General features: G+C 53.0%; 19 protein-coding genes and 2 tRNA genes. 11 read left to right on the forward strand and 10 right to left on the reverse strand.

Annotated elements, in window-relative coordinates; translation table 11 throughout:
• Positions 1-117: 117 nt before the first annotated feature.
• Complete coding sequence (locus ACX9GU_RS14925; RefSeq protein WP_172413932.1) at positions 118-465, reverse strand: Grx4 family monothiol glutaredoxin; 348 nt, start codon at positions 463-465, stop codon at positions 118-120.
• Positions 466-874: 409 nt separating this feature from the next.
• On the opposite strand from ACX9GU_RS14925, the gene ACX9GU_RS14930 reads away from it, so the two are divergent.
• Together ACX9GU_RS14930 and sodB are read left to right on the forward strand one after the other, a co-directional pair.
• Positions 875-1,690 (forward strand): C40 family peptidase, encoded by an 816-nt coding sequence (locus ACX9GU_RS14930; RefSeq protein ID WP_473192061.1) that lies wholly within the window; start codon positions 875-877, stop codon positions 1,688-1,690.
• A 229-nt stretch (positions 1,691-1,919) separates the two neighbouring features.
• The gene (gene sodB, locus ACX9GU_RS14935; protein WP_021178097.1) at positions 1,920-2,498 is read left to right on the forward strand and encodes a superoxide dismutase [Fe]; all 579 of its coding nucleotides are present in this window, start codon (positions 1,920-1,922) and stop codon (positions 2,496-2,498) included.
• Positions 2,499-2,562: 64 nt separating this feature from the next.
• On the opposite strand, the gene cydH is transcribed toward sodB, so the two are convergent.
• Complete coding sequence (gene cydH / locus ACX9GU_RS14940; RefSeq protein ID WP_158645289.1) at positions 2,563-2,652, reverse strand: cytochrome bd-I oxidase subunit CydH; 90 nt, start codon at positions 2,650-2,652, stop codon at positions 2,563-2,565.
• 324 nt (positions 2,653-2,976) lie between these two features.
• On the opposite strand from cydH, the gene purR reads away from it, so the two are divergent.
• Positions 2,977-4,002: an HTH-type transcriptional repressor PurR gene (gene purR, locus ACX9GU_RS14945; protein WP_021804552.1), complete on the forward strand. Its 1,026-nt coding sequence runs from the start codon at positions 2,977-2,979 to the stop codon at positions 4,000-4,002.
• A 32-nt stretch (positions 4,003-4,034) separates the two neighbouring features.
• On the opposite strand, the gene punR is transcribed toward purR, so the two are convergent.
• Positions 4,035-4,955: a DNA-binding transcriptional activator PunR gene (gene punR, locus ACX9GU_RS14950; protein WP_179251493.1), complete on the reverse strand. Its 921-nt coding sequence runs from the start codon at positions 4,953-4,955 to the stop codon at positions 4,035-4,037.
• A gap of 125 nt (positions 4,956-5,080) precedes the next feature.
• Here punR and punC point away from each other — a divergent pair, with 125 nt between their 5' ends.
• Both punC and cfa read left to right on the forward strand, forming a co-directional pair.
• Positions 5,081-6,286, forward strand: a complete 1,206-nt coding sequence (gene punC / locus ACX9GU_RS14955; protein WP_218519407.1) for a purine nucleoside transporter PunC — start codon at positions 5,081-5,083, stop codon at positions 6,284-6,286.
• A gap of 340 nt (positions 6,287-6,626) precedes the next feature.
• Complete coding sequence (cfa, locus tag ACX9GU_RS14960; RefSeq protein ID WP_059200714.1) at positions 6,627-7,778, forward strand: cyclopropane fatty acyl phospholipid synthase; 1,152 nt, start codon at positions 6,627-6,629, stop codon at positions 7,776-7,778.
• A 317-nt stretch (positions 7,779-8,095) separates the two neighbouring features.
• Here cfa and ACX9GU_RS14965 read toward each other — a convergent pair whose 3' ends face one another.
• Positions 8,096-8,389, reverse strand: coding sequence for an I78 family peptidase inhibitor (locus tag ACX9GU_RS14965; protein ID WP_473192062.1), 294 nt, complete (start codon positions 8,387-8,389; stop codon positions 8,096-8,098).
• A gap of 36 nt (positions 8,390-8,425) precedes the next feature.
• Positions 8,426-9,076: a riboflavin synthase subunit alpha gene (locus ACX9GU_RS14970; protein WP_473192063.1), complete on the reverse strand. Its 651-nt coding sequence runs from the start codon at positions 9,074-9,076 to the stop codon at positions 8,426-8,428.
• 277 nt (positions 9,077-9,353) lie between these two features.
• Between ACX9GU_RS14970 and ACX9GU_RS14975 the strand changes: the two genes are divergently transcribed.
• The 6 genes from ACX9GU_RS14975 (at position 9,354) to ACX9GU_RS15000 (ending at position 13,910) form a co-directional block, all read left to right on the forward strand.
• Positions 9,354-10,730: an MATE family efflux transporter gene (locus ACX9GU_RS14975; protein ID WP_473192064.1), complete on the forward strand. Its 1,377-nt coding sequence runs from the start codon at positions 9,354-9,356 to the stop codon at positions 10,728-10,730.
• Between the two features lie 192 nt (positions 10,731-10,922).
• A tRNA-Val gene (locus ACX9GU_RS14980) sits at positions 10,923-10,999 on the forward strand.
• A 21-nt stretch (positions 11,000-11,020) separates the two neighbouring features.
• Positions 11,021-11,097: transfer RNA gene (locus tag ACX9GU_RS14985), tRNA-Val, on the forward strand.
• Positions 11,098-11,219: 122 nt separating this feature from the next.
• A complete protein-coding gene (locus tag ACX9GU_RS14990) occupies positions 11,220-11,525 on the forward strand; it encodes a cupin domain-containing protein (protein WP_473192065.1) in 306 nt (101 codons plus the stop codon).
• A gap of 428 nt (positions 11,526-11,953) precedes the next feature.
• Entirely contained in the window at positions 11,954-13,366 is a 1,413-nt protein-coding gene (gene pykF, locus ACX9GU_RS14995; RefSeq protein ID WP_065686104.1) for a pyruvate kinase PykF, read from the forward strand.
• Between the two features lie 307 nt (positions 13,367-13,673).
• Complete coding sequence (locus ACX9GU_RS15000; RefSeq protein ID WP_005165631.1) at positions 13,674-13,910, forward strand: major outer membrane lipoprotein; 237 nt, start codon at positions 13,674-13,676, stop codon at positions 13,908-13,910.
• 152 nt (positions 13,911-14,062) lie between these two features.
• Here the strand turns inward: ACX9GU_RS15000 and ACX9GU_RS15005 are convergent, their stop codons facing one another.
• The 5 genes from ACX9GU_RS15005 to sufC form a co-directional block, all read right to left on the reverse strand.
• A complete protein-coding gene (locus ACX9GU_RS15005; protein ID WP_473192066.1) occupies positions 14,063-15,082 on the reverse strand; it encodes a L,D-transpeptidase family protein in 1,020 nt (339 codons plus the stop codon).
• Positions 15,083-15,363: 281 nt separating this feature from the next.
• Positions 15,364-15,780, reverse strand: a complete 417-nt coding sequence (gene sufE, locus ACX9GU_RS15010) for a cysteine desulfuration protein SufE (protein WP_179244788.1) — start codon at positions 15,778-15,780, stop codon at positions 15,364-15,366.
• 17 nt (positions 15,781-15,797) lie between these two features.
• The gene (gene sufS / locus ACX9GU_RS15015) at positions 15,798-17,018 is read right to left on the reverse strand and encodes a cysteine desulfurase SufS (protein ID WP_473192067.1); all 1,221 of its coding nucleotides are present in this window, start codon (positions 17,016-17,018) and stop codon (positions 15,798-15,800) included.
• Positions 17,015-18,301: a Fe-S cluster assembly protein SufD gene (sufD, locus tag ACX9GU_RS15020; protein ID WP_473192068.1), complete on the reverse strand. Its 1,287-nt coding sequence runs from the start codon at positions 18,299-18,301 to the stop codon at positions 17,015-17,017. Before sufD ends, sufS begins: the two co-directional genes overlap by 4 nt.
• Positions 18,276-19,022 carry a Fe-S cluster assembly ATPase SufC gene (sufC, locus tag ACX9GU_RS15025; protein ID WP_473192069.1) on the reverse strand — a complete coding sequence of 249 codons (747 nt, stop codon included), beginning with the start codon at positions 19,020-19,022 and terminating at the stop codon, positions 18,276-18,278. The genes sufD and sufC overlap by 26 nt, the downstream gene beginning before the upstream one ends.
• Positions 19,023-19,030: the final 8 nt, after the last annotated feature.

Below are 19,030 nucleotides of genomic sequence, written 5' to 3' on the forward strand. Positions count from 1 at the left end.
GACTGGGGTGAGCAAGTGCAGGTAACAACGCTGCGGTTTGAAAGACGACGGGGATAAAAAAATCGGGCGGCACTTTTGACAGTGCCGCCCGATTTTATTTGGTAAAACCCTGCGCCATTAAGGCTGCTGGTCTTCCTGATCTTTATACTTTTCGGCCGTTTCTTTGATCAAAGGCTGCAGTTCACCACGCTGGTACATCTCGATGATGATATCGCAGCCGCCAACCAGTTCACCATCGACCCACAGCTGCGGGAAGGTTGGCCAGTTGGCGTACTTTGGCAGCTCGGCGCGGATGTCCGGGTTTTGCAGAATATCAACATAGGCAAAGCGTTCGCCACAGGCTGAAAGCGCCTGCACGGCCTGAGCAGAGAAACCGCAGCTTGGCAATTTCGGTGAGCCTTTCATATACAGCAGGATCGGGTTGGCAGAAATTTGCTGCTGAATTTTTTCAATCGTCGTCATTATTGCTTCCTCAAGCCACATCATGGCTACAACATGCATCACACTGGCTATTGTAGCGGCAGGACCGGTACCAAGAAAACGCCATCTTTTGCAGGGACATTCTCTGATTGCCTCAGCAAAAGCGGCGGTCACACCGAACCGGTTAAACATGGACCCAGAATAACATTTTTAATCGGGGCGTTTCACTATTATATTTGCGCTGCCCAATGCCGGCGAGCATTAAGCCAACCACATGATCCGTGTCGTTTTTTTAGACGGCAGACGTTTGATTTTGCAACAATAAAAATGCCATTAACGTTTTCTCACAATATGGATTAGTATTTATGAGATCCACGCTGTTTTATAGGGTGAATTTCGGGAATACTGTGACTCATTCGATTTCTGTTTCGGAGCCAAGGTTGGTAACGTCGATATGCGGTTAATTATTACACTTTTTGTGCTGCTATTTACGCAGCTCTTCTTCAATTTGGCGCACGCTGCGCCACAGGCACGTGTTTCTGCCGAGCAGCGCAAGAGTCACGTTAATGAAGCCCGGCCAGACGACCGCAAGAAAAAGAAAGCGGAGAAAGCCAATAAAAAAGTGAAGGCAGCCACCCCTCCGAAAACGCTAAAAACCAAACCAGCAACTATAAAGACCGCCAAAAAAACCACCCGCGTTAAAACCAAAAGCCAGGCAACCAAAACGGCCAAGCTCAAAGTGACTCCGCCTAAAAAAGGCTATAAAAAAGGTTATGGTCGCCATCGTGAAGAAGGTAAAGCTACGGCAAAATTGGCTGGCCGCGATAAGCCACTGAAACTTTCCGCCGCTCACAAAAAGCGCTACCAGCACGCCAAGCAAACAGCCATGGCCAAGCTGATGGGGCAAATGGGCAAACCCTACCGCTGGGGTGGATCTTCACCTGGTACAGGCTTTGACTGCAGCGGGCTGATTTATTACGCGTACAAGGACGTGGTGAAAATCAAAATGCCGCGTACCGCCAACGAAATGTACCACCTGCGTGATGCAGCTCCGATCAAACGTAATGAGCTGGAGAAAGGCGATCTGGTGTTCTTCCGCATCAACAACCGTGGCACCGCCGATCACGTTGGCGTCTATCTTGGTAACGGTAAATTCATCCAGTCACCACGCACCGGTGAAGAAATTCGCATCAGTCAGTTGGATAACGACTATTGGCAGAACCATTACATTGGTGCCCGCCGCGTAGTGACTCCAACCACCATCCGTTAACCTATCACGGCTGAGCCAACCGCTCGGCCGTGCTTCCCTTCCCCCCAAAAATAAAAAGCCGCTGCGACTTTAATCAATCAGCCACTTGGCACAGTTTGGATGTTCTTTTCCCCCGGAAAGTTGTTAAGATTAATAACCATAACAAAAGTGGTGCAATCGCGCTTTTCCGCCCTTGGCCACCCAGGCCCACAGCGTCGGAGAGACGTATTGTCTATAAAAGGAGAAAGCAATGTCGTTTGAATTACCTGCATTACCATATGAGAAAAACGCTCTCGAACCGCACATTTCCGCAGAAACGCTGGAATACCACTATGGCAAGCACCATAACACCTACGTGGTTAACCTGAACAATCTGGTGAAAGGCAGCGAGTTCGAAGGAAAATCCCTGGTCGAGATCGTCAAGACCTCCACCGGCGGCGTGTTCAACAACGCCGCCCAGGTCTGGAACCACACCTTCTATTGGCACTGTTTATCACCGCAAGGTGGTGGCGAGCCAACGGGCGCAGTGGCAGAGGCGATCAATAAGTCATTCGGCTCCTTCGCCGCCTTTAAAGAGCAGTTCACCGATGCCGCCGTGAAAAACTTCGGCGCTGGCTGGACCTGGCTGGTGAAAAAAGCGGACGGCAGTCTGGCGATTGTCAGCACCTCGAATGCGGCAACCCCGCTGACCGGCGCAGACGTTCCGCTATTGACCGTTGACGTGTGGGAACATGCTTACTACATCGACTACCGCAATGCGCGGCCAAAGTACCTGGAAAACTTCTGGGCGTTGGTGAACTGGGCGTTCGTGGCAGAAAACCTGGCTTAACGACGGGTGGCTAGCTAATAATAAGGCGCGGCATCAAGCTGCGCCTCTGTTTTTCTGCTGCGGATCAGTTCAATGCGGCAATAAAACTGAAAGCAATAATCATTGCCAAGGCACCCACGGTGGTGAGTAATGACATCTTCAAATCGGTATCCATATACAACTCCCTCTCAGATTGGCTTTTCCAGAGCATAAGCCACACAGTTTATACGTCAAATCATTTTCCCACAGTTCGTGATTAAAATCTTGTTATGATTTCCCCGCTGATAATTACCGATTAGCTCTTCCACTTTTCTTCAATATGCGACAAAATCCGCAGTTCACAACTGCGTACCGATAAACTGCCCCTCCCTGTTCAAGCGATTTACGACTTCAGCACTAAAAACTCAGTTTTCGCTTATCTGGGAAAGGATCTACGCAGGCAAACGATTAACATCATACTTACATGCTGTAACATGTGGGTTTAGGAGTCATTTTTTACATGGCAACGATTAAAGATGTGGCCAAACGCGCTGGCGTTTCTACCACTACCGTTTCGCACGTTATCAATAAAACGCGTTTCGTCGCCGAAGATACCAAAACGGCCGTTTGGGCCGCCATCAAAGAGCTGCACTATTCACCCAGCGCCGTGGCCCGCAGCCTCAAGGTCAACCACACCAAATCGATCGGTTTGCTCGCCACTTCGAGCGAGGCCCCCTATTTTGCCGAAGTGATCGAAGCGGTGGAAAACAGCTGCTACAGCAAAGGCTATACCCTGATCTTGTGTAACTCGCACAATAATCTGGATAAACAGCAAGCCTATCTGGCGATGTTGGCGCAAAAACGCGTCGATGGCCTGCTGGTGATGTGCTCAGAATATCCAGATCAGCTACTGGGCATGCTGGAAGATTACCGTAATATTCCCATGGTGGTGATGGATTGGGGTACCGCGCGCGGAGACTTCACCGATACCATTATCGACAATGCCTTCGAGGGCGGCTACCTGGCAGGCCGCTACCTGATCGAACGTGGCCACCGTGACATCGGTGCCATTCCTGGTCAACTGGCGCGTAATACCGGTGGAGGTCGCCACCAGGGCTTTCTGAAAGCCATGAAGGAAGCCAACATCGAAGTGCGCGAAGAATGGATCGTGCAGGGGGATTTCGAGCCTGAATCTGGCTATAAAGCCATGCATCAGATCCTGTCGCAAAAGCATCGTCCAACCGCCGTTTTCTGTGGCGGCGATATTATGGCCATGGGGGCGATCTGCGCCGCCGATGAGCTGGGGTTGCGTGTACCGCAGGATATCTCGGTGATTGGCTACGACAACGTGCGTAATGCCCGCTACTTCACCCCGGCGCTGACCACCATTCACCAGCCGAAAGAGCGCCTGGGCGAGATGGCCTTTACCATGCTGTTGGATCGCATTATCAGCAAGCGTGAAGAATCGCAGGTGATTGAAGTGCATCCAAAACTCATCGAGCGCCGCTCAGTCGCCGATGGTCCTTTTGTCGATTACCGCCGTTAACTCCTGTTGGGGCGCTGCAATACTGCGCCCGATTAAGCACCCGGCTCCTCTTCACTGAGCCATTCCTGATTGAGCGTTTCGCTGTCGCCCAGATAGTCCAACAGCCAGGCCATGGCCGGAGACTGGGCGTTTTGCTGCCAGGTCAAGCAGCAGGCGCTAGGCGGGAAAGGCTCATGCAGTGGTAATACCACCAGTTCGCCACTTTGTACCAACGGCAATACCCGATGCGCGGGTACCATGCCCACACACAGCCCGGCACGCAAACAATCTACCGCCGAAACCCAGTCCGGCACGGTCAATCGCCGCTGGTTGTCCAGCGACCAGGTCACCCGCTTGGGTAAATTGCGCGAAGTATCTTCCAACAGCAACGAGGGATAAGGTCGTAGCTGATCGTCTCGCAGCTTTCCTTGCAAGGCGGCCAGCGGATGTTTAGCATGGACTACGCAGAGCCAATTCATAAAGCCCATATCGCGAAAGGCAAAACCGCCGCCCACCGGCACCGCACGTGTTGCACCAATGGCCATCTCAGCGCGGCCATCGACCAGCGCATCCCACACGCCGTTGAAGACTTCCGGCTGTACCATCAGTTCCACGTCGGGAAAATGGCGATAAAAATCCAGCACCAGCTGGCGGCTGCGCTGGGGTTTGACGATCAGATCGACCGCAATCCGCAGTTGCCCGCGCCAACCGTTTGCCACCTGCTGACACTGCCGTCGGGTATCGAGCATTTTTTTGATAACAACTCGCGCCTCCTTAATAAACAGCGCCCCCGCTGGCGTGAGTTCCACATCGCGGTGACGGCGTTCAAACAAAGGCACTGCCAGCCATTGCTCCAGTTGACGCACCGTATAGCTCACAGCAGAAGGAACGCGGTGCAACTCCTGTGCCGCCGCGCTGAAACTGCCGGTCCGCGCTACCGCATCTACTACATCGAGTGAATATTCAGACCACATATGTTTGCCTTCAAATTTTTTAACAGCACCTTGCAAATATTACCGTTTCACAAGCAGAGATCCAGCCGTATACACTTGCCGGCGCTTCAAAACCTGCGACAACATAATTTTAACGAGAAATAGCAATGCGAAATTTTGGATTTATGTTCTACCTGGCCGGCCTGAGTATGTTGGGCTATCTGGCTACCGATATGTACCTGCCCGCCTTTGGGGCAATGCAGCAGGATCTGCAAATCTCCGCTGGGGCGATCAGCGCCAGCCTGAGTATCTTCCTGGCAGGCTTTGCCTTTGCCCAGTTGCTGTGGGGGCCGCTGTCCGACCGTATTGGCCGTAAGCCCGTGTTATTGATTGGCCTTGCGCTGTTCGCCGTCGGCTGCCTCGGTATGCTTTGGGTCGAGAACGTGGCACAACTGTGGTCACTGCGCTTTATTCAAGCCATTGGCGTCTGTTCAGCCGCCGTCACCTGGCAGGCGATCGTGGTCGATCGCTACCGCGATGGCAAAGCCAACCGCGTTTTCGCCTCCATTATGCCGCTAGTCGCCCTCTCTCCGGCGCTGGCTCCACTGCTGGGTGCCTGGTTGCTCAACCATATGGGATGGCGGGCCATCTTCGCCGTGCTGTTGGGGATCACCGCCCTGCTGCTGATCCCCACCTTGCTACTGAAAGACCGCAGCAGACTGGTACCTTCCGCCGATAAAAAGCCCAGCCTTGGCTTTATGCAGATCTTGAAATCCCCGGTGTTCAGCGGCAACGTGATGGTTTTTGCCGCCTGTTCTGCCGGCTTCTTCGCCTGGCTGACGGGTTCACCCTTTATCCTCGGCGATATGGGGTATAGTCCCAACGATATTGGCCTGAGCTATGTGCCGCAAACGCTGGCCTTCTTATTAGGGGGTTATAGCTGCCGTAGCGCCTTAAATCGCATCTCTGGCAAAACCTTGCTGCCGTGGTTGCTGTTAGCTTACGGTGTCAGCATGGTGGCGTTGTATCTGATCGCCACACTAAGTGAACCAACGTTGACCACTCTGCTGATCCCGTTCTGCTTTATGGCGTTAGTAAACGGTGCCAGCTATCCTATTCTAGTGGCCAATGCGTTGATGCCCTTCCCCAACAACAGTGGCAAAGCCGCTGCGCTGCAAAACACGCTACAGCTGGGATTATGTTTTATCGCCAGCCTGTTGGTTTCGGCATTTATCGCCCAACCGCTGTTAGCCACGGCTACCGTAATGGTGGCTACCGTATTTTTAGCGGCCTTGGGTTATCTGATCCAGCGTGGGAAAGGAACGGATGAAACGCAGATGACACGGCAGAAGCGTGCCGACTCCGTGTCATAATTATCTCTGTAAATAGTCACTTAATGAAAATTCTTGCCGAGCGCGATTTGCAGTTGAGTCTACGCCTCGGCAAGCCTATACTCAAAAACGACCTTTTAGAATAACAGTTATACTAAGTTCTTATTGCAGCAACTGCTGCGTACGTGGATGGCATCACACTTTATTTAAGGTTGCATTTACCCGCGTCCTTTGACGCAGGGAGTCTCTTAAATTTCCTCTGTTCAAGTCGAATTTCAGACACCACGGTGAATTTTTACCGTAGGTATACGTATGTCCCTGTAGAAATTGTCTACGCTAAATTCTGCAGGATCATAAGTCAGAAGAAGGTGATGGAGAAGCTATGAGTTCATCGTGTATAGAAGATCTGAGCATCCAGGACAACCATTGGTATCGTATCGCTCATGAAATGCTTAGCATGGCCGGCATTGAAATCAATGGTTCACGCCCTTTCGATATTCAGATCAATAATCCCAATTTCTTTAAACGCGTACTGCAAGACGGCTCTCTGGGGCTGGGCGAAAGCTATATGGACGGTTGGTGGGAGTGCGAACGACTGGACATATTTTTTCAGCGGGTTGTCGCAGCCGGCCTGGAAAAGAAACTGCCCCACCACCTGAAGGATATCTTGCGTATTGCCGCCGCCCGCCTGACCAATCTGCAATCCCAAAAACGTGCCTGGATTGTTGGCAAAGAGCATTACGATCTGGGTAACGATTTGTTTACCCAGATGCTGGATCCCTATATGCAATATTCCTGCGGCTATTGGCAACAGGCCACGACGTTGGAAGAAGCACAAGAGGCCAAGCTACGGTTAATTTGCGAAAAACTGCACCTGCAGCCCGGCATGCGGGTATTGGATATCGGCTGTGGCTGGGGCGGTCTGTCTGCTTATGCGGCCAAGCACTACGGCGTTTCCATGGTAGGAGTGACCATCTCCGCCGAACAGCAGAAAATGGCGCAAGAGCGCTGTGCCGGGCTGGACGTGGAAATTCTGCTGCAGGATTACCGCGATCTCTACCAGCAGTTTGACCGCATCGTCTCGGTCGGCATGTTCGAACACGTTGGGCCGAAGAACTACCGAACCTATTTCGAGGTGGTGGAACGTAATTTAAAACCCGATGGCATTTTCCTGTTGCATACCATTGGTTCCAACGAGACCGATATGAACGTTGATCCGTGGATCAATAAATATATCTTCCCCAACGGTTGCCTGCCGTCGGTGAAACATATTGCCCAGGCCAGCGAAGGCCGTTTCGTCATGGAAGATTGGCATAATATCGGCGCAGATTACGATCGCACTCTGATGGCCTGGTATGAACGTTTCAAACAGAGCTGGCCACAGCTGGCATCGCGCTATTCCGAACGTTTTGAAAGGATGTTCAGTTATTACCTTAATGCCTGCGCAGGAGCGTTCCGCGCTCGCGATATTCAACTTTGGCAGGTGGTATTCAGCCCTAAAGGCGTCGAAGGCGGTCTGCGAGTTCCCCGCTAGGGTCCCCTCACCCTAACCCTCTCCCACAGGGAGAGGGAACCGATCGAGAAAACCTAAGAATTCGGTGAGATACCTTGAGTGAGGGGCGATCAAGATAATCCAAGAATTCGGTGATATACCTTGAATGAGGGGTGATCAAGATAATCCAAGAATTCGGTGATATACCTTGAATGAGGGGTGATCAAGATAATCCAAGAATTCGGTGATATACCTTGAATGAGGGGCGATCGAGTTTGCTGAGGTGACCTCTGTACTTTCACACGAGCGGGGGCCATCAGCTCCCTCTCCCTGTGGGAGAGGGTTGGGGTGAGGGGTAATTAACCGCAATAAACGCGAATGATTTTGTCTTCACTGTCACCCAGGAAGTTCAAGCGCTTTAGATTGAAGTCCATGGTTACCATAGAGTTATAAGGAATAGTACGTACCTGCTGAGGAATATTGATCCCGTCCAACGCAGACAGCGGTTTACCCACATAATTCTGATACTGCGATGCACCACAGGTATCATCTTCAGCCTCGGCAGACTGTGAGTTCGCCTGTTCCGGTGAGCTTGAACAGGCGGTCAGCGCCAACAGCGCCGCAAACATCATCGTTTTCCCGTAATACTTCACGTTTGGCTCCTATGTGTGGTTATTGGTGCATGGTTCTCAGACTTTGGGTACTGGCGGCTTGGTGACAGCTAACGCAGCCTCACGATTAGCCAATACGCGCTCGACGGTATCCACCACCGCCTGAGTTTGCGGATCGATTTCGATATTGACCTTATCGCCCAGGCGCTTTTTACCCAGCGTGGTGCGCTCAAGGGTTTCCGGGATCAAATGCACACAGAAACGGTTATTGACCACCTCACCAATGGTCAGGCTGATGCCATCGATGCCGATGAACCCCTTATGCAGCACATATTTCATCAAATCGATATTCGGCATGCGCAGCCAGATCTGGCGATTATTTTCCGAGGTATAAATCTTGGTGACTTCCGCGGTACAGATAATATGCCCGGACATCAGGTGCCCACCGATTTCATCGTTAAACTTGGCGGCTCTTTCCAGATTGACCACATCACCCAATTTGAGATCGCCAAGATTGGTCAACCGCAGTGTCTCTTTGATCAAATCAAAGCTGACGCGATTGCCTGCAATCTCCGTGACGGTCAGACAGCAGCCGTTGTGGGCTACCGAGGCCCCCAACTCCAGCCCTGGTAACAGCTCATCAGGCATTTCAACAACGTGGGTACGGAAGTTGGGTTTTTCATCAATGGCAACCAGCGGGGCGGTGCCTTGTACGATACCGGTAAACATGTTGGCCTCTTCTTTATGACTATGTTCAACGCGCTGTAAGCAGTTTGCCCCAGTTACGGCAGAAAACCAAACGCACAGCGGCAAAAAAGCAGTGCTTGCCTAGTTTATATCCTGGGGATTTAACGTTGCCGCCTGAAACCGCCAGGCGATAACTATTTCTTTACAACCTTTGCTTAACCCCGACTAGCAGGTACAATCTTTTCGGCATATTCCGCAGTTTTTAGTTGTTGCTGATGCAGCGACACCCCTTCCCATAAATAATTAGAAAGGTGTATACGTGCAGAAGTACTTTATTGAGGCGCGTAGTTTATTGGCCCTCGCAATTCCGGTCATCATCGCGCAAATATCCCAAACCGCAATGGGCGTGGTCGATACCATCATGGCTGGCTCTTATAGCGCCACGGATATGGCCGCCGTTGCCGTGGGGACCTCTATCTGGCTGCCGACCATCCTGTTCGGCCACGGTTTACTGCTGGCCTTGACCCCAGTGATCGCCCAGCTCAACGGCGCAGGCCGCCGCGATCGTATCGCGTATCAGGTGCGCCAGGGCTTTTGGCTGGCATCGGGGGTTTCACTCCTCATTATTGCCGTGATTTATAACAGCCAGTTGGTGATCGACATGATGCACAACATCGATCCGCTGCTGGCTGAAAAGGCCGTTGGTTTCCTGCATGCCATTATGTGGGGAGCTCCCGGCTATTTGTTCTTCCAGGTCGTTCGTGGCCAGTGTGAAGGCTTATCCAAAACCAAGCCCGGCATGGTAATAGGGTTTTTGGGTCTGTTGATCAACATCCCGATCAACTACATCTTGATTTTCGGCAAGTTTGGCATGCCGGAAATGGGCGGCGTCGGTTGTGGTGTCGCCACCGCCAGCGTGTATTGGATGATGTTCCTGATGATGCGCTGGTATGCCAAACATGCGTCCTCGCTGCGGGATATCAAGCTGGAGGAAGGCGCACGCCGTGGCCCGGACTGGCAGGCGTTAAAACGCCTGATCGGCATTGGTCTGCCGGTTGCCCTGGCCTTGTTCTTTGAGGTGACACTGTTTGCCGTGGTGGCATTATTGGTTTCACCGCTAGGCATCGTTGCGGTTGCCGGACACCAGATTGCCCTGAACTTCAGCTCACTGATGTTTGTGCTGCCGCTGTCGCTCGGCGTTGGGGCCACCATTCGTGTTGGACACCGTCTGGGCGAAGGCTCGGTCGAGGGCGCTCGGATTGCCGCCTATGCGGCAATTGCCGTCGGCATCGCCATGGCCAGTTGCTCGGCGTTGTTCACCGCCGCGTTCCGCGAGTCTATCGCCCTACTGTATAACGATAACCCTGCGGTCGTGACCATGGCCTCCCATCTGATGCTGCTGGCGGCGATTTACCAGATATCCGACTCCATCCAGGTGATCGGTAGCGGTATTCTGCGGGGTTATAAAGATACCCGGGCGATCTTCTACATCACCTTTGTGGCCTATTGGGTTCTCGGATTGCCAAGCGGCTATCTGCTGGCGCTGACGGACTACATCGTGCCGGCGATGGGGCCAAGCGGATTCTGGTTCGGCTTTATTATCGGCCTGACCTTCGCCGCCATCATGATGGTATTGCGGATGCGTTGGTTACAGCGCCAACCCCCGGCGTTGATTTTGCAGCGTTCCACCCGTTAAAAGCGTTCGCCGGTTTGTCCCAGGCAAACCGGCGAGTTCCTCGCCAGCCATTGCAGAAAAAACCGCCTTACTGCACATAAGCTCAGCAATCGCGTGAAATACCAAATAAAATTGCGTTTTTCCCCTTGCCAGCGGCCAGGTTGCTCGTTAATATTCGTCCCCGCTGTCAGCCATGACAGAGAGGAAAAAGATGCGTCTGTAGCTCAGTTGGTTAGAGCACCACCTTGACATGGTGGGGGTCGATGGTTCGAGTCCATTCAGACGCACCAAATTCCTGAAAGTAGCACAGTGCGTCCGTAGCTCAGTTGGTTAGAGCACCACCTTGACATGGTGGGGGTCGATGGTTCGAGTCCATTCGGACGCACCACTTCTTGTTTCGCTTCCCAGTATTATCTCTCGCCTAACGGCAACCCAATTTAACAGTAATACCGGACAGAGCGTCAGCACGTCGCGTATCATCAGCGCAGTATCCTGATGGAGGTAATTTTGATGTCGGTTTTTAAATCACAGCTGCCGTTCGAACAACTCGACAATGGCCTCGCCCGCCGCCAAGGGCTAATGAGCGATGGGAGCACCGCCTGGGAAGTCAAATTTGCCGCAGGCACCTTCGACCAACTGCAAAAACGCCCCTATCCTCAGCAAATCCTCATCCTTTCTGGGATCTTCGAGTTCACCGTCGGCAGCGACGTGCATACTCTGATGGCCCAGGAAACGTTGGCGATCCCTGCCGCTACCGTTTTTGGGTGTTTCTGTCTGGATGACGGAGTTCTGCTGGAAATCCAGCAAAATGTTTAAAACGTGAAGACCGTCACTTTATTTTTTTCGAAAACATAATCCGTTACAGTCATGCTAATTGCGCAACAAACCCGCTGGCAGGCGACTTATTTGCGCCACATTTGCTGATTTTATGAACAAATCTGCCAGCGGCTGCGGTTTTTTGTTTTGTTTCCAGCCGCATAGCCTTATAATGCGCAACGTCTTTCAGTTGAATGGTTTCAGCCCTTGATCTGCGAAAACGCAATTACAACAAATTCTCATCCTCGCTTTTTGCGCAGCCTACCCACACCTGGGCATCGGCCGAATTTTTCCACCCCATTTCGACCAAGGTCACCTATCCTTAACTATGTTTTGCATTGCCAGGCACAGCCCAAATCCCTTACCGATGGCCTAGCCGCCGGTACCGTTAGTTTTATAATCCATCACAACTTGCAGAAAAAATCGTCATGAAAAAGACCAAAATTGTTTGTACTATCGGCCCGAAAACCGAGTCGGAAGAAATGCTGACCAGCCTGCTGAACGCGGGCATGAACGTAATGCGCCTTAACTTCTCCCACGGCGATTATGAAGAACACGGTAACCGCATCAAGAACATGCGTGCGGTAATTGCCAAAACCGGTAAAAACGCCGGCATCCTGCTCGATACCAAAGGCCCGGAAATCCGTACCATGAAGCTGGAAGGCGGCGTTGATGCAGCCCTGGTTGCTGGCCAGACCTTCACCTTCACCACCGACCAGAGCGTTATCGGCAACAAAGAGCGCGTTGCTGTGACCTACCCTGGCTTTGCTGCCGACCTGAAGATTGGCAACACCGTACTGGTGGATGATGGCCTGATCGGTATGGAAGTGACCGCGGTTACCGAAAGCGAAGTGGTTTGTAAGGTACTGAACAGCGGCGACCTGGGCGAAAACAAAGGCGTTAACCTGCCGGGCGTATCTATTCAGCTGCCAGCGCTGGCCGAAAAAGACAAACGTGACCTGATCTTCGGTTGTGAGCAAGGCGTAGACTTCGTTGCGGCTTCCTTTATCCGTAAGCGTTCCGACGTGCTGGAAATCCGTGAGCACCTGAAAGCCCACGGCGGCGAAAACATTCAGATCATCTCCAAGATCGAAAACCAGGAAGGCCTGAACAACTTCGACGAGATCCTCGAAGCGTCTGACGGCATCATGGTAGCTCGTGGCGATCTGGGTGTTGAAATTCCGGTCGAAGAAGTGATCTTCGCGCAGAAGATGATGATCGAGAAGTGTAACCGCGCACGTAAAGTGGTTATCACCGCGACCCAGATGCTGGATTCAATGATCAAGAACCCGCGCCCTACCCGTGCAGAAGCCGGTGACGTTGCCAACGCCATCCTGGACGGTACCGATGCGGTGATGCTGTCTGGTGAAAGCGCCAAGGGTAAATACCCGCTGGAAGCCGTTACCATAATGGCAACCATCTGCGAACGTACCGATCGCGTGATGCCTAGCCGTATCGACACCCTGAACGACAATCGTAAACTGCGTATCACCGAAGCGGTGTGCCGCGGTGCGGTAGAAACTGCCGAAAAACTGGACGCGCCACTGATCGTGGTTGCCACCAGCGGCGGTAAATCAGCCAAATCCGTGCGTAAGTACTTCCCTAACGCCGTGATCCTGGCGCTGACGACCAACGAAGTCACTGCCCGTCAGCTGATCCTGAGCAAAGGTATCACCACTCAGATGGTCAAAGAAATCGCGTCTACCGACGACTTCTACCGCATTGGTAAAGAAGTTGCTTTGGCGAGCGGCCTGGCACAGAAAGGCGACGTCGTGGTGATGGTTTCTGGTGCTCTGGTACCAAGCGGCACTACCAATACTGCCTCGGTTCACGTGCTGTAATAATAAACGTGACAACAAGTCTGTGACCCAAACGCCGCTTAGCGGCGTTTTTTTTATCTGCAATAACGCACTTTCAGAAAAACGCAACCATTAAAGCGGTTTATTTCGCCAATTTCATTTGAGAGTTGTCCCATAGAATCAGGCTGTTTTCCTTCGATTTTTTAACTATTTTGCAAAACAAGATGCAAGTTTGAGCGAACGATCAAAATAAAGGGCCCTAATACAAAAAATTTATTCTCTTTCGAAAAAAGTTTGTGTAATACTTGTAACGCTACATGGAGATTAACTCAATCTAGAGGGTGTTATAATGAATCGTACTAAACTGGTACTGGGCGCGGTAATCCTGGCTTCTACTATGCTGGCTGGTTGCTCAAGCAATGCTAAAATCGATCAACTGTCTTCTGACGTTCAGACTCTGAACGCTAAAGTTGATCAGCTGAGCAACGACGTGAACGCAATCCGTTCTGACGTTCAAGCAGCTAAAGACGACGCAGCGCGCGCTAACCAGCGTCTGGACAACCAAGCACACGCTTACAAAAAGTAAGTTTGCTTCGGTTATTGAAAACGGTGCACATTGTGCACCGTTTTTTTTTGCCTATAAATAAATAGCCCCTGCACATCACCCCATCCAATACCTTAGGCACAAAAAAAGGGCCAGGCTCAATGCCGGACCCCATTACTTTCGCCCATCAAGGTTTAGTTCACCGAGCTAATCGGTGCACCAGACTCACCAGAGGTGTCAGCCCCCTCACCAGGGAGCGCTGTAGGCGGTGTAGTGACCTCGGAAGGGTCTTGCCCTACACTGACCAGCACTGGCATGCCAGAACGTCTTACGATGGCGCTGTCGAGCATTGCCTTATCGGTCTGTGGATCGGCAGTAAAGGCTTTCTGATTTTTAGAAAGCGCGATTGGCATGGTCTGCGGATCGTCACTGGCCACTCTGGACAATGGCTGATGCACTTCTACATAGCGTTTGCCATCTGGCTCAACGGAGACTTTCAGCGGTTCATTGACGATTTGCACTCTGGTGCCTTGTGGCACCTGGTTGAACAGCGCTTCGATATCGTCCGGGCGCAGGCGGATACAGCCTGAGCTCACACGCATCCCGATACCAAAGTTGGCATTGGTGCCGTGGATCAGGTATTCACCGTGCCCCATGGCCAGACGCATGGCAAACAGCCCCATCGGATTCTCAGGCCCGGCCGGTATTACCGCAGGCAAAGTCACGCCCTGGGACTGGTAGCGCTTGCGGATGTTGGCAGTGGGCGTCCAGGTTGGATTCGGGATCTTCTGGCTGACCGAGGTCACCTTCAGCGGCGTATTCATACCGGTCTGGCCAATACCGATCGGATAGACGATCACCTTATCTTCCCCTTTCGGGTAATAGTACAAGCGCAGTTCCGCCAGATTGACCACAATTCCTTCACGTGGGGTATCCGGCAGCAGCATCTGTGTCGGGATCGTCAGCGCCGACCCCGGTTTAGGCAGATAGGGATCGGTACCCGGGTTGGCTTCCAGCATGCCCAATAGCCCAATCTTGTAGTCAGCCGCAATGGCTTCCAGCGAACGGCCATCGTTTGGCACGTTGTAAATCGTATTCTCACCAATCAGACGGCTGCCTGGCGGCGGCAATGGGTATTCGTTCGCACTGGCCGCCTGGGTGCCGGCCAGTACGGTGGCGAATAGCACGCCCATTAGAGTCAACGCACGTTTCATTCTGATCCCTATTGTTATTACGGTTCATTGCAAGGCTAGCGATCGCTGGCCAGCAGGTAAATAAGATAAATGCTCGTTCGATATTAGCAAGATCCGATTTAAAGGCAATAAATTGCAAAAAATCAACATGTTATAACGTAATCAAACGCAGGGATTGTCAATGACTCGTCAACGGGTAAGCGGCTGAAATAATTATGATTTGTGGGAAAAAGACAGGGTTTGGCAGGAATTGTAAAGGCTCATTGACATAGCGTGCCATCAATAAGCCTTGGGATATCCGATCAGGCGAGCTGTGCCGCTTTACTGCGAATAGCGCGGATCATCGCCTCCAGACCTTGAGAACGAGAAGGCGTCAGATGTTGGCTCAAGGCCAGTTCGCTGAAGAATGGGCGTACATCCAGATCGAGGATTTGCTGCGGCGTAAGCTCATGATAAACAATAAACACCACCGCCAGCAGCCCCTTGACGATAGCTGCATCGCTATCACCATGAAACTCAACCTGCCCTTGCGCGTTGTTGCTCATCACGATCCAGACCTGGCTTTGACAACCGGAAATCAGGTTGGCCGCCTGCCGCTCGCTTTCATCCAGCGGTGGCAGCTGGCTACCCAGTTCGATCACATACAGGTACTTCTCTTCCCAGTTCAGGCAGCGGGAAAAATTACGCACCAATTTATCTTTGTCCGGCAAATGCGCCATGGGGTTCCCTTTAATGATTAGCCTAACAAGCTGTGGATGCGCTGCAAACCGGCGACCAGCCGGTCCACCTCCTGCCGGGTATTGTACAACGCCAGCGAGGCACGGCACATACTTGGCACCCGGTAGAACTCCATCAGCGGCATGGCGCAGTGGTGCCCGGTGCGGATCGCAATGCCGTATTGATCCAGGAAACTGCCCACGTCGTAGGCATGATGTTCACCCAGGTTAAAGGCAATCACGCCGGCACGCTGCGCAGGGCCATAAATCTTCAGCGTTGGCACCTGCTGCAAGCCATCCAATGCGTAGCGAATTAGAGATTGCTCGTGATCGTGGATGTTTTCCAGCCCCAGAGCCTCGACATAGTCGATGGCAGCCCCCAGCCCCATCATACCCGCCGTATTAGGTGAACCGGCCTCAAAACGCCATGGCGGCGCTGCAAAGGTAGTACCTTGCGTCAGGCTGACCCGTTGGATCATCGCGCCGCCGCCTTCCCACGGTGGCATCTGTTCCAGCAGCGACTGCTTGCCATACAGAATGCCGATACCGCTAGGCCCGTACAGCTTGTGGCCGGAGAACACATAGAAATCACAGTCTAACGCCTGGACATCGATACGCTGATGCATTACCGCCTGAGCGCCGTCCACCAGCACCTTCAGCCCAGCCGCTTTGGCCACAGGGACGATCTCATGCAGTGGGTTGACGGTACCCAACACGTTCGATATCTGGGTGATCGCCAACAGCTTGGTGGAGGCATCAATCAGGCCCGGCAGTTGTGCCAGATCCAGGGTACCGTCTGGCTGCAATGGCCAGACATGCAGCGTGATGCCTCGCTCCTGCGCCAGCATTTGCCACGGCACAATGTTTGCGTGGTGCTCCATCTCGGTGATGATGATGCTGTCGCCCGCCGTCAGCAGATGGCGGCCAAAGCTGTTAGCCACCAGATTAATGCCCTCGGTGGTACCTTTGACGAACACGATTTCTTCTGCAGAACCTGCATTGATAAAGCGCGCCACTTTCTCACGCACGCCCTCCATCTGCTGGGTAGCTTCGGCGCTCAACGTATGAATGCCGCGGTGAACCGCGGCATAACCGTGACGGTAGAAATCCAGTTCGCGGTCAATCACGCTCTGCGGTTTCTGCGCGCTGGCAGCACTGTCCAGATAAGCCAACGGTTGCCCATTGACCTCCCGAGCCAGCAGGGGAAAATCACTACGTACCCGTTCCAGGGGATAACTCATGCCGCCTCCTGGGGTAAACGATCGGCGATACGAGCCAGCACCAACTCCCGGATGACCGGGTCGGCAATGCCCTCCGTCAGTTCAGCGGCAAAGGCAAAGATGATCATCTGCTGCGCCGCGTGCTTATCAATACCGCGCGATTGCAGATAGAATAGCTGTTCTTCATCGATACGGCCCACGGTGGCACCGTGGCTGCATTTGACATCATCGGCGTAGATTTCCAGCTGCGGTTTGGTGTCTACTTCCGCCACCTTGCCCAACAGCAGATTGTGGTTGTTCATTTGGCCGTCGGTTTTGATCGCGTGCTGCGCGACCTTGATCATGCCGTTAAATACCGCCTTGGCCCGATCGCTGACCACCGTTTTGTGCAGTTGGCGGCTTTCGCAGTAGCCTTTGTTGTGTTCCAGATAGGTGCGGGTATCGCATACCTCTTTACCTACCGGCAGCACCAGGCTATTGATGACCAGATTGCTCCCCTCACCGTTTAACTGCGCACTGGTGTGGTGGCGTGTCAGCCCCGCCCCCAGCAGGAAGCTGTCGCTTTTAACCCGCGCGTCGCGGCCAACCAGCAGGTCGTTATGGGCAAAGTGATAACTGGCCTGGCTCTCAAACGCCAGTTTGCAATGATGCAGCTCGGCATTATCACCCACCTTCACGGTCAGGCGCGCACCGGTGAAGTGGGCCGCAGCGCTGATACTGGCATAGTGTTCGATGACCGAAGCTCGTGCACCACTTGCAATCTCCAGGTGGTGCCGGTGATGCAGCGTATTCACTTCTCCGGGCTGCTCGCGGCCGGTGCTGATATGCAACAGATAGAGCGGTTTAACCGGGGCTTTGCCCGCCGCCAGGCTAATCACGCTGGTTTCCTGCGCCAGACTTTCGGTCAAATGCAGAAAGATTTCTGGCTGGATCGGCTCCGGCAGCGTTAGTGGCGCATCATAGGCCACCCTGGTCAACTGGTAGTCGCCAAGATCCTCATCGCTCAGTTGTGGACATAAGCGCCCATCGACAAACACCAGGCGATACGCATCGATCTTCAACGCCAGTTTGTCACGCTGCTCCGCGCTGAACTCGTTGTCCGCAGGCTCCAGAAACTGCTGCTCCAGCAAGCCCTCCAGCGGGGTATATTTCCAGTTTTCCTGCCTGCGGGTCGGCCAGCCTTGGCGCAAAGCCTGCTGCCAATGAGCTAACGCATGCGCAGACTGCTCGCCGCCGCGGGCTTCGAAAAGGCTGTACATCTGCTGTAACGCCCGTGAATTACTGTTGGTCGGAAAGCCAGCCATAGCCCTGCTCCTCCAACTGTTTCACCAATGAGAAATCACCGGACTTCACGATGCGCCCCTGGGAAAGCACGTGAACGTAATCCGGTTTGATATAATCGAGAATGCGCTGATAGTGGGTGACAATAATAAAGGCGCGCTTGCCGTCACGCAGCGAATTGACGCCGTTGGCGACGATCTTCAGTGCATCGATATCCAGCCCGGAATCCGTTTCATCCAGAATGCACAGCTCCGGCTCCAGCGCGGCCATTTGCAGGATGTCGTTGCGTTTCTTCTCACCGCCGGAAAAACCGACGTTGACCGAGCGGGTCAACAAATCCGCTGGCATATTCAGCAACTCGATCTTCTGTTCGATAAAGTCGGCGAAGTCGAAGCGATCCAGCGCCTCTTGGCCGCGGTAATTACGCACCGCATTCACCGAGGTCTGCAGGAAGAAATGGTTGCTGACGCCGGGGATCTCTACTGGATACTGAAACGCCAGGAATACGCCCTCACCGGCCCGATCCTCAGGAGCCAGCTCCAGCAGATCTTTGCCTTTAAACGTCACTTCCCCTGCGGTGACCTCATACTCTTCCCGGCCGGCCAGCGTGGCGGAAAGCGTGCTTTTGCCGGAACCGTTGGGCCCCATAATGGCGTGCACTTCGCCCGGTTTGATGTCCAGGTTCAGCCCCTTGAGGATCTCATTACCTTCGGCGCTGACGTGCAAATTCTTGATACTTAACATGCTGTGTC

It is taken from the genome of Serratia sp. K1WW1, from assembly GCF_055790865.1.

Excerpts from the sequence above, each read along its gene's own strand:
- ACX9GU_RS14930 (WP_473192061.1), top strand. The coding sequence starts at position 875 with ATGCGGTTAATTATTACACTTTTTGTGCTGCTATTTACGCAGCTCTTC.
- cydH (WP_158645289.1), bottom strand. The coding sequence starts at position 2,652 with ATGGATACCGATTTGAAGATGTCATTACTCACCACCGTGGGTGCCTTG.
- sufC (WP_473192069.1), bottom strand. The coding sequence starts at position 19,022 with ATGTTAAGTATCAAGAATTTGCACGTCAGCGCCGAAGGTAATGAGATC.
- ACX9GU_RS15005 (WP_473192066.1), bottom strand. The coding sequence starts at position 15,082 with ATGAAACGTGCGTTGACTCTAATGGGCGTGCTATTCGCCACCGTACTG.
- sufE (WP_179244788.1), bottom strand. The coding sequence starts at position 15,780 with ATGGCGCATTTGCCGGACAAAGATAAATTGGTGCGTAATTTTTCCCGC.
- sodB (WP_021178097.1), top strand. The coding sequence starts at position 1,920 with ATGTCGTTTGAATTACCTGCATTACCATATGAGAAAAACGCTCTCGAA.
- cfa (WP_059200714.1), top strand. The coding sequence starts at position 6,627 with ATGAGTTCATCGTGTATAGAAGATCTGAGCATCCAGGACAACCATTGG.
- punC (WP_218519407.1), top strand. The coding sequence starts at position 5,081 with ATGCGAAATTTTGGATTTATGTTCTACCTGGCCGGCCTGAGTATGTTG.
- purR (WP_021804552.1), top strand. The coding sequence starts at position 2,977 with ATGGCAACGATTAAAGATGTGGCCAAACGCGCTGGCGTTTCTACCACT.
- pykF (WP_065686104.1), top strand. The coding sequence starts at position 11,954 with ATGAAAAAGACCAAAATTGTTTGTACTATCGGCCCGAAAACCGAGTCG.
- punR (WP_179251493.1), bottom strand. The coding sequence starts at position 4,955 with ATGTGGTCTGAATATTCACTCGATGTAGTAGATGCGGTAGCGCGGACC.
- sufD (WP_473192068.1), bottom strand. The coding sequence starts at position 18,301 with ATGGCTGGCTTTCCGACCAACAGTAATTCACGGGCGTTACAGCAGATG.
- sufS (WP_473192067.1), bottom strand. The coding sequence starts at position 17,018 with ATGAGTTATCCCCTGGAACGGGTACGTAGTGATTTTCCCCTGCTGGCT.
- ACX9GU_RS15000 (WP_005165631.1), top strand. The coding sequence starts at position 13,674 with ATGAATCGTACTAAACTGGTACTGGGCGCGGTAATCCTGGCTTCTACT.
- ACX9GU_RS14970 (WP_473192063.1), bottom strand. The coding sequence starts at position 9,076 with ATGTTTACCGGTATCGTACAAGGCACCGCCCCGCTGGTTGCCATTGAT.
- ACX9GU_RS14990 (WP_473192065.1), top strand. The coding sequence starts at position 11,220 with ATGTCGGTTTTTAAATCACAGCTGCCGTTCGAACAACTCGACAATGGC.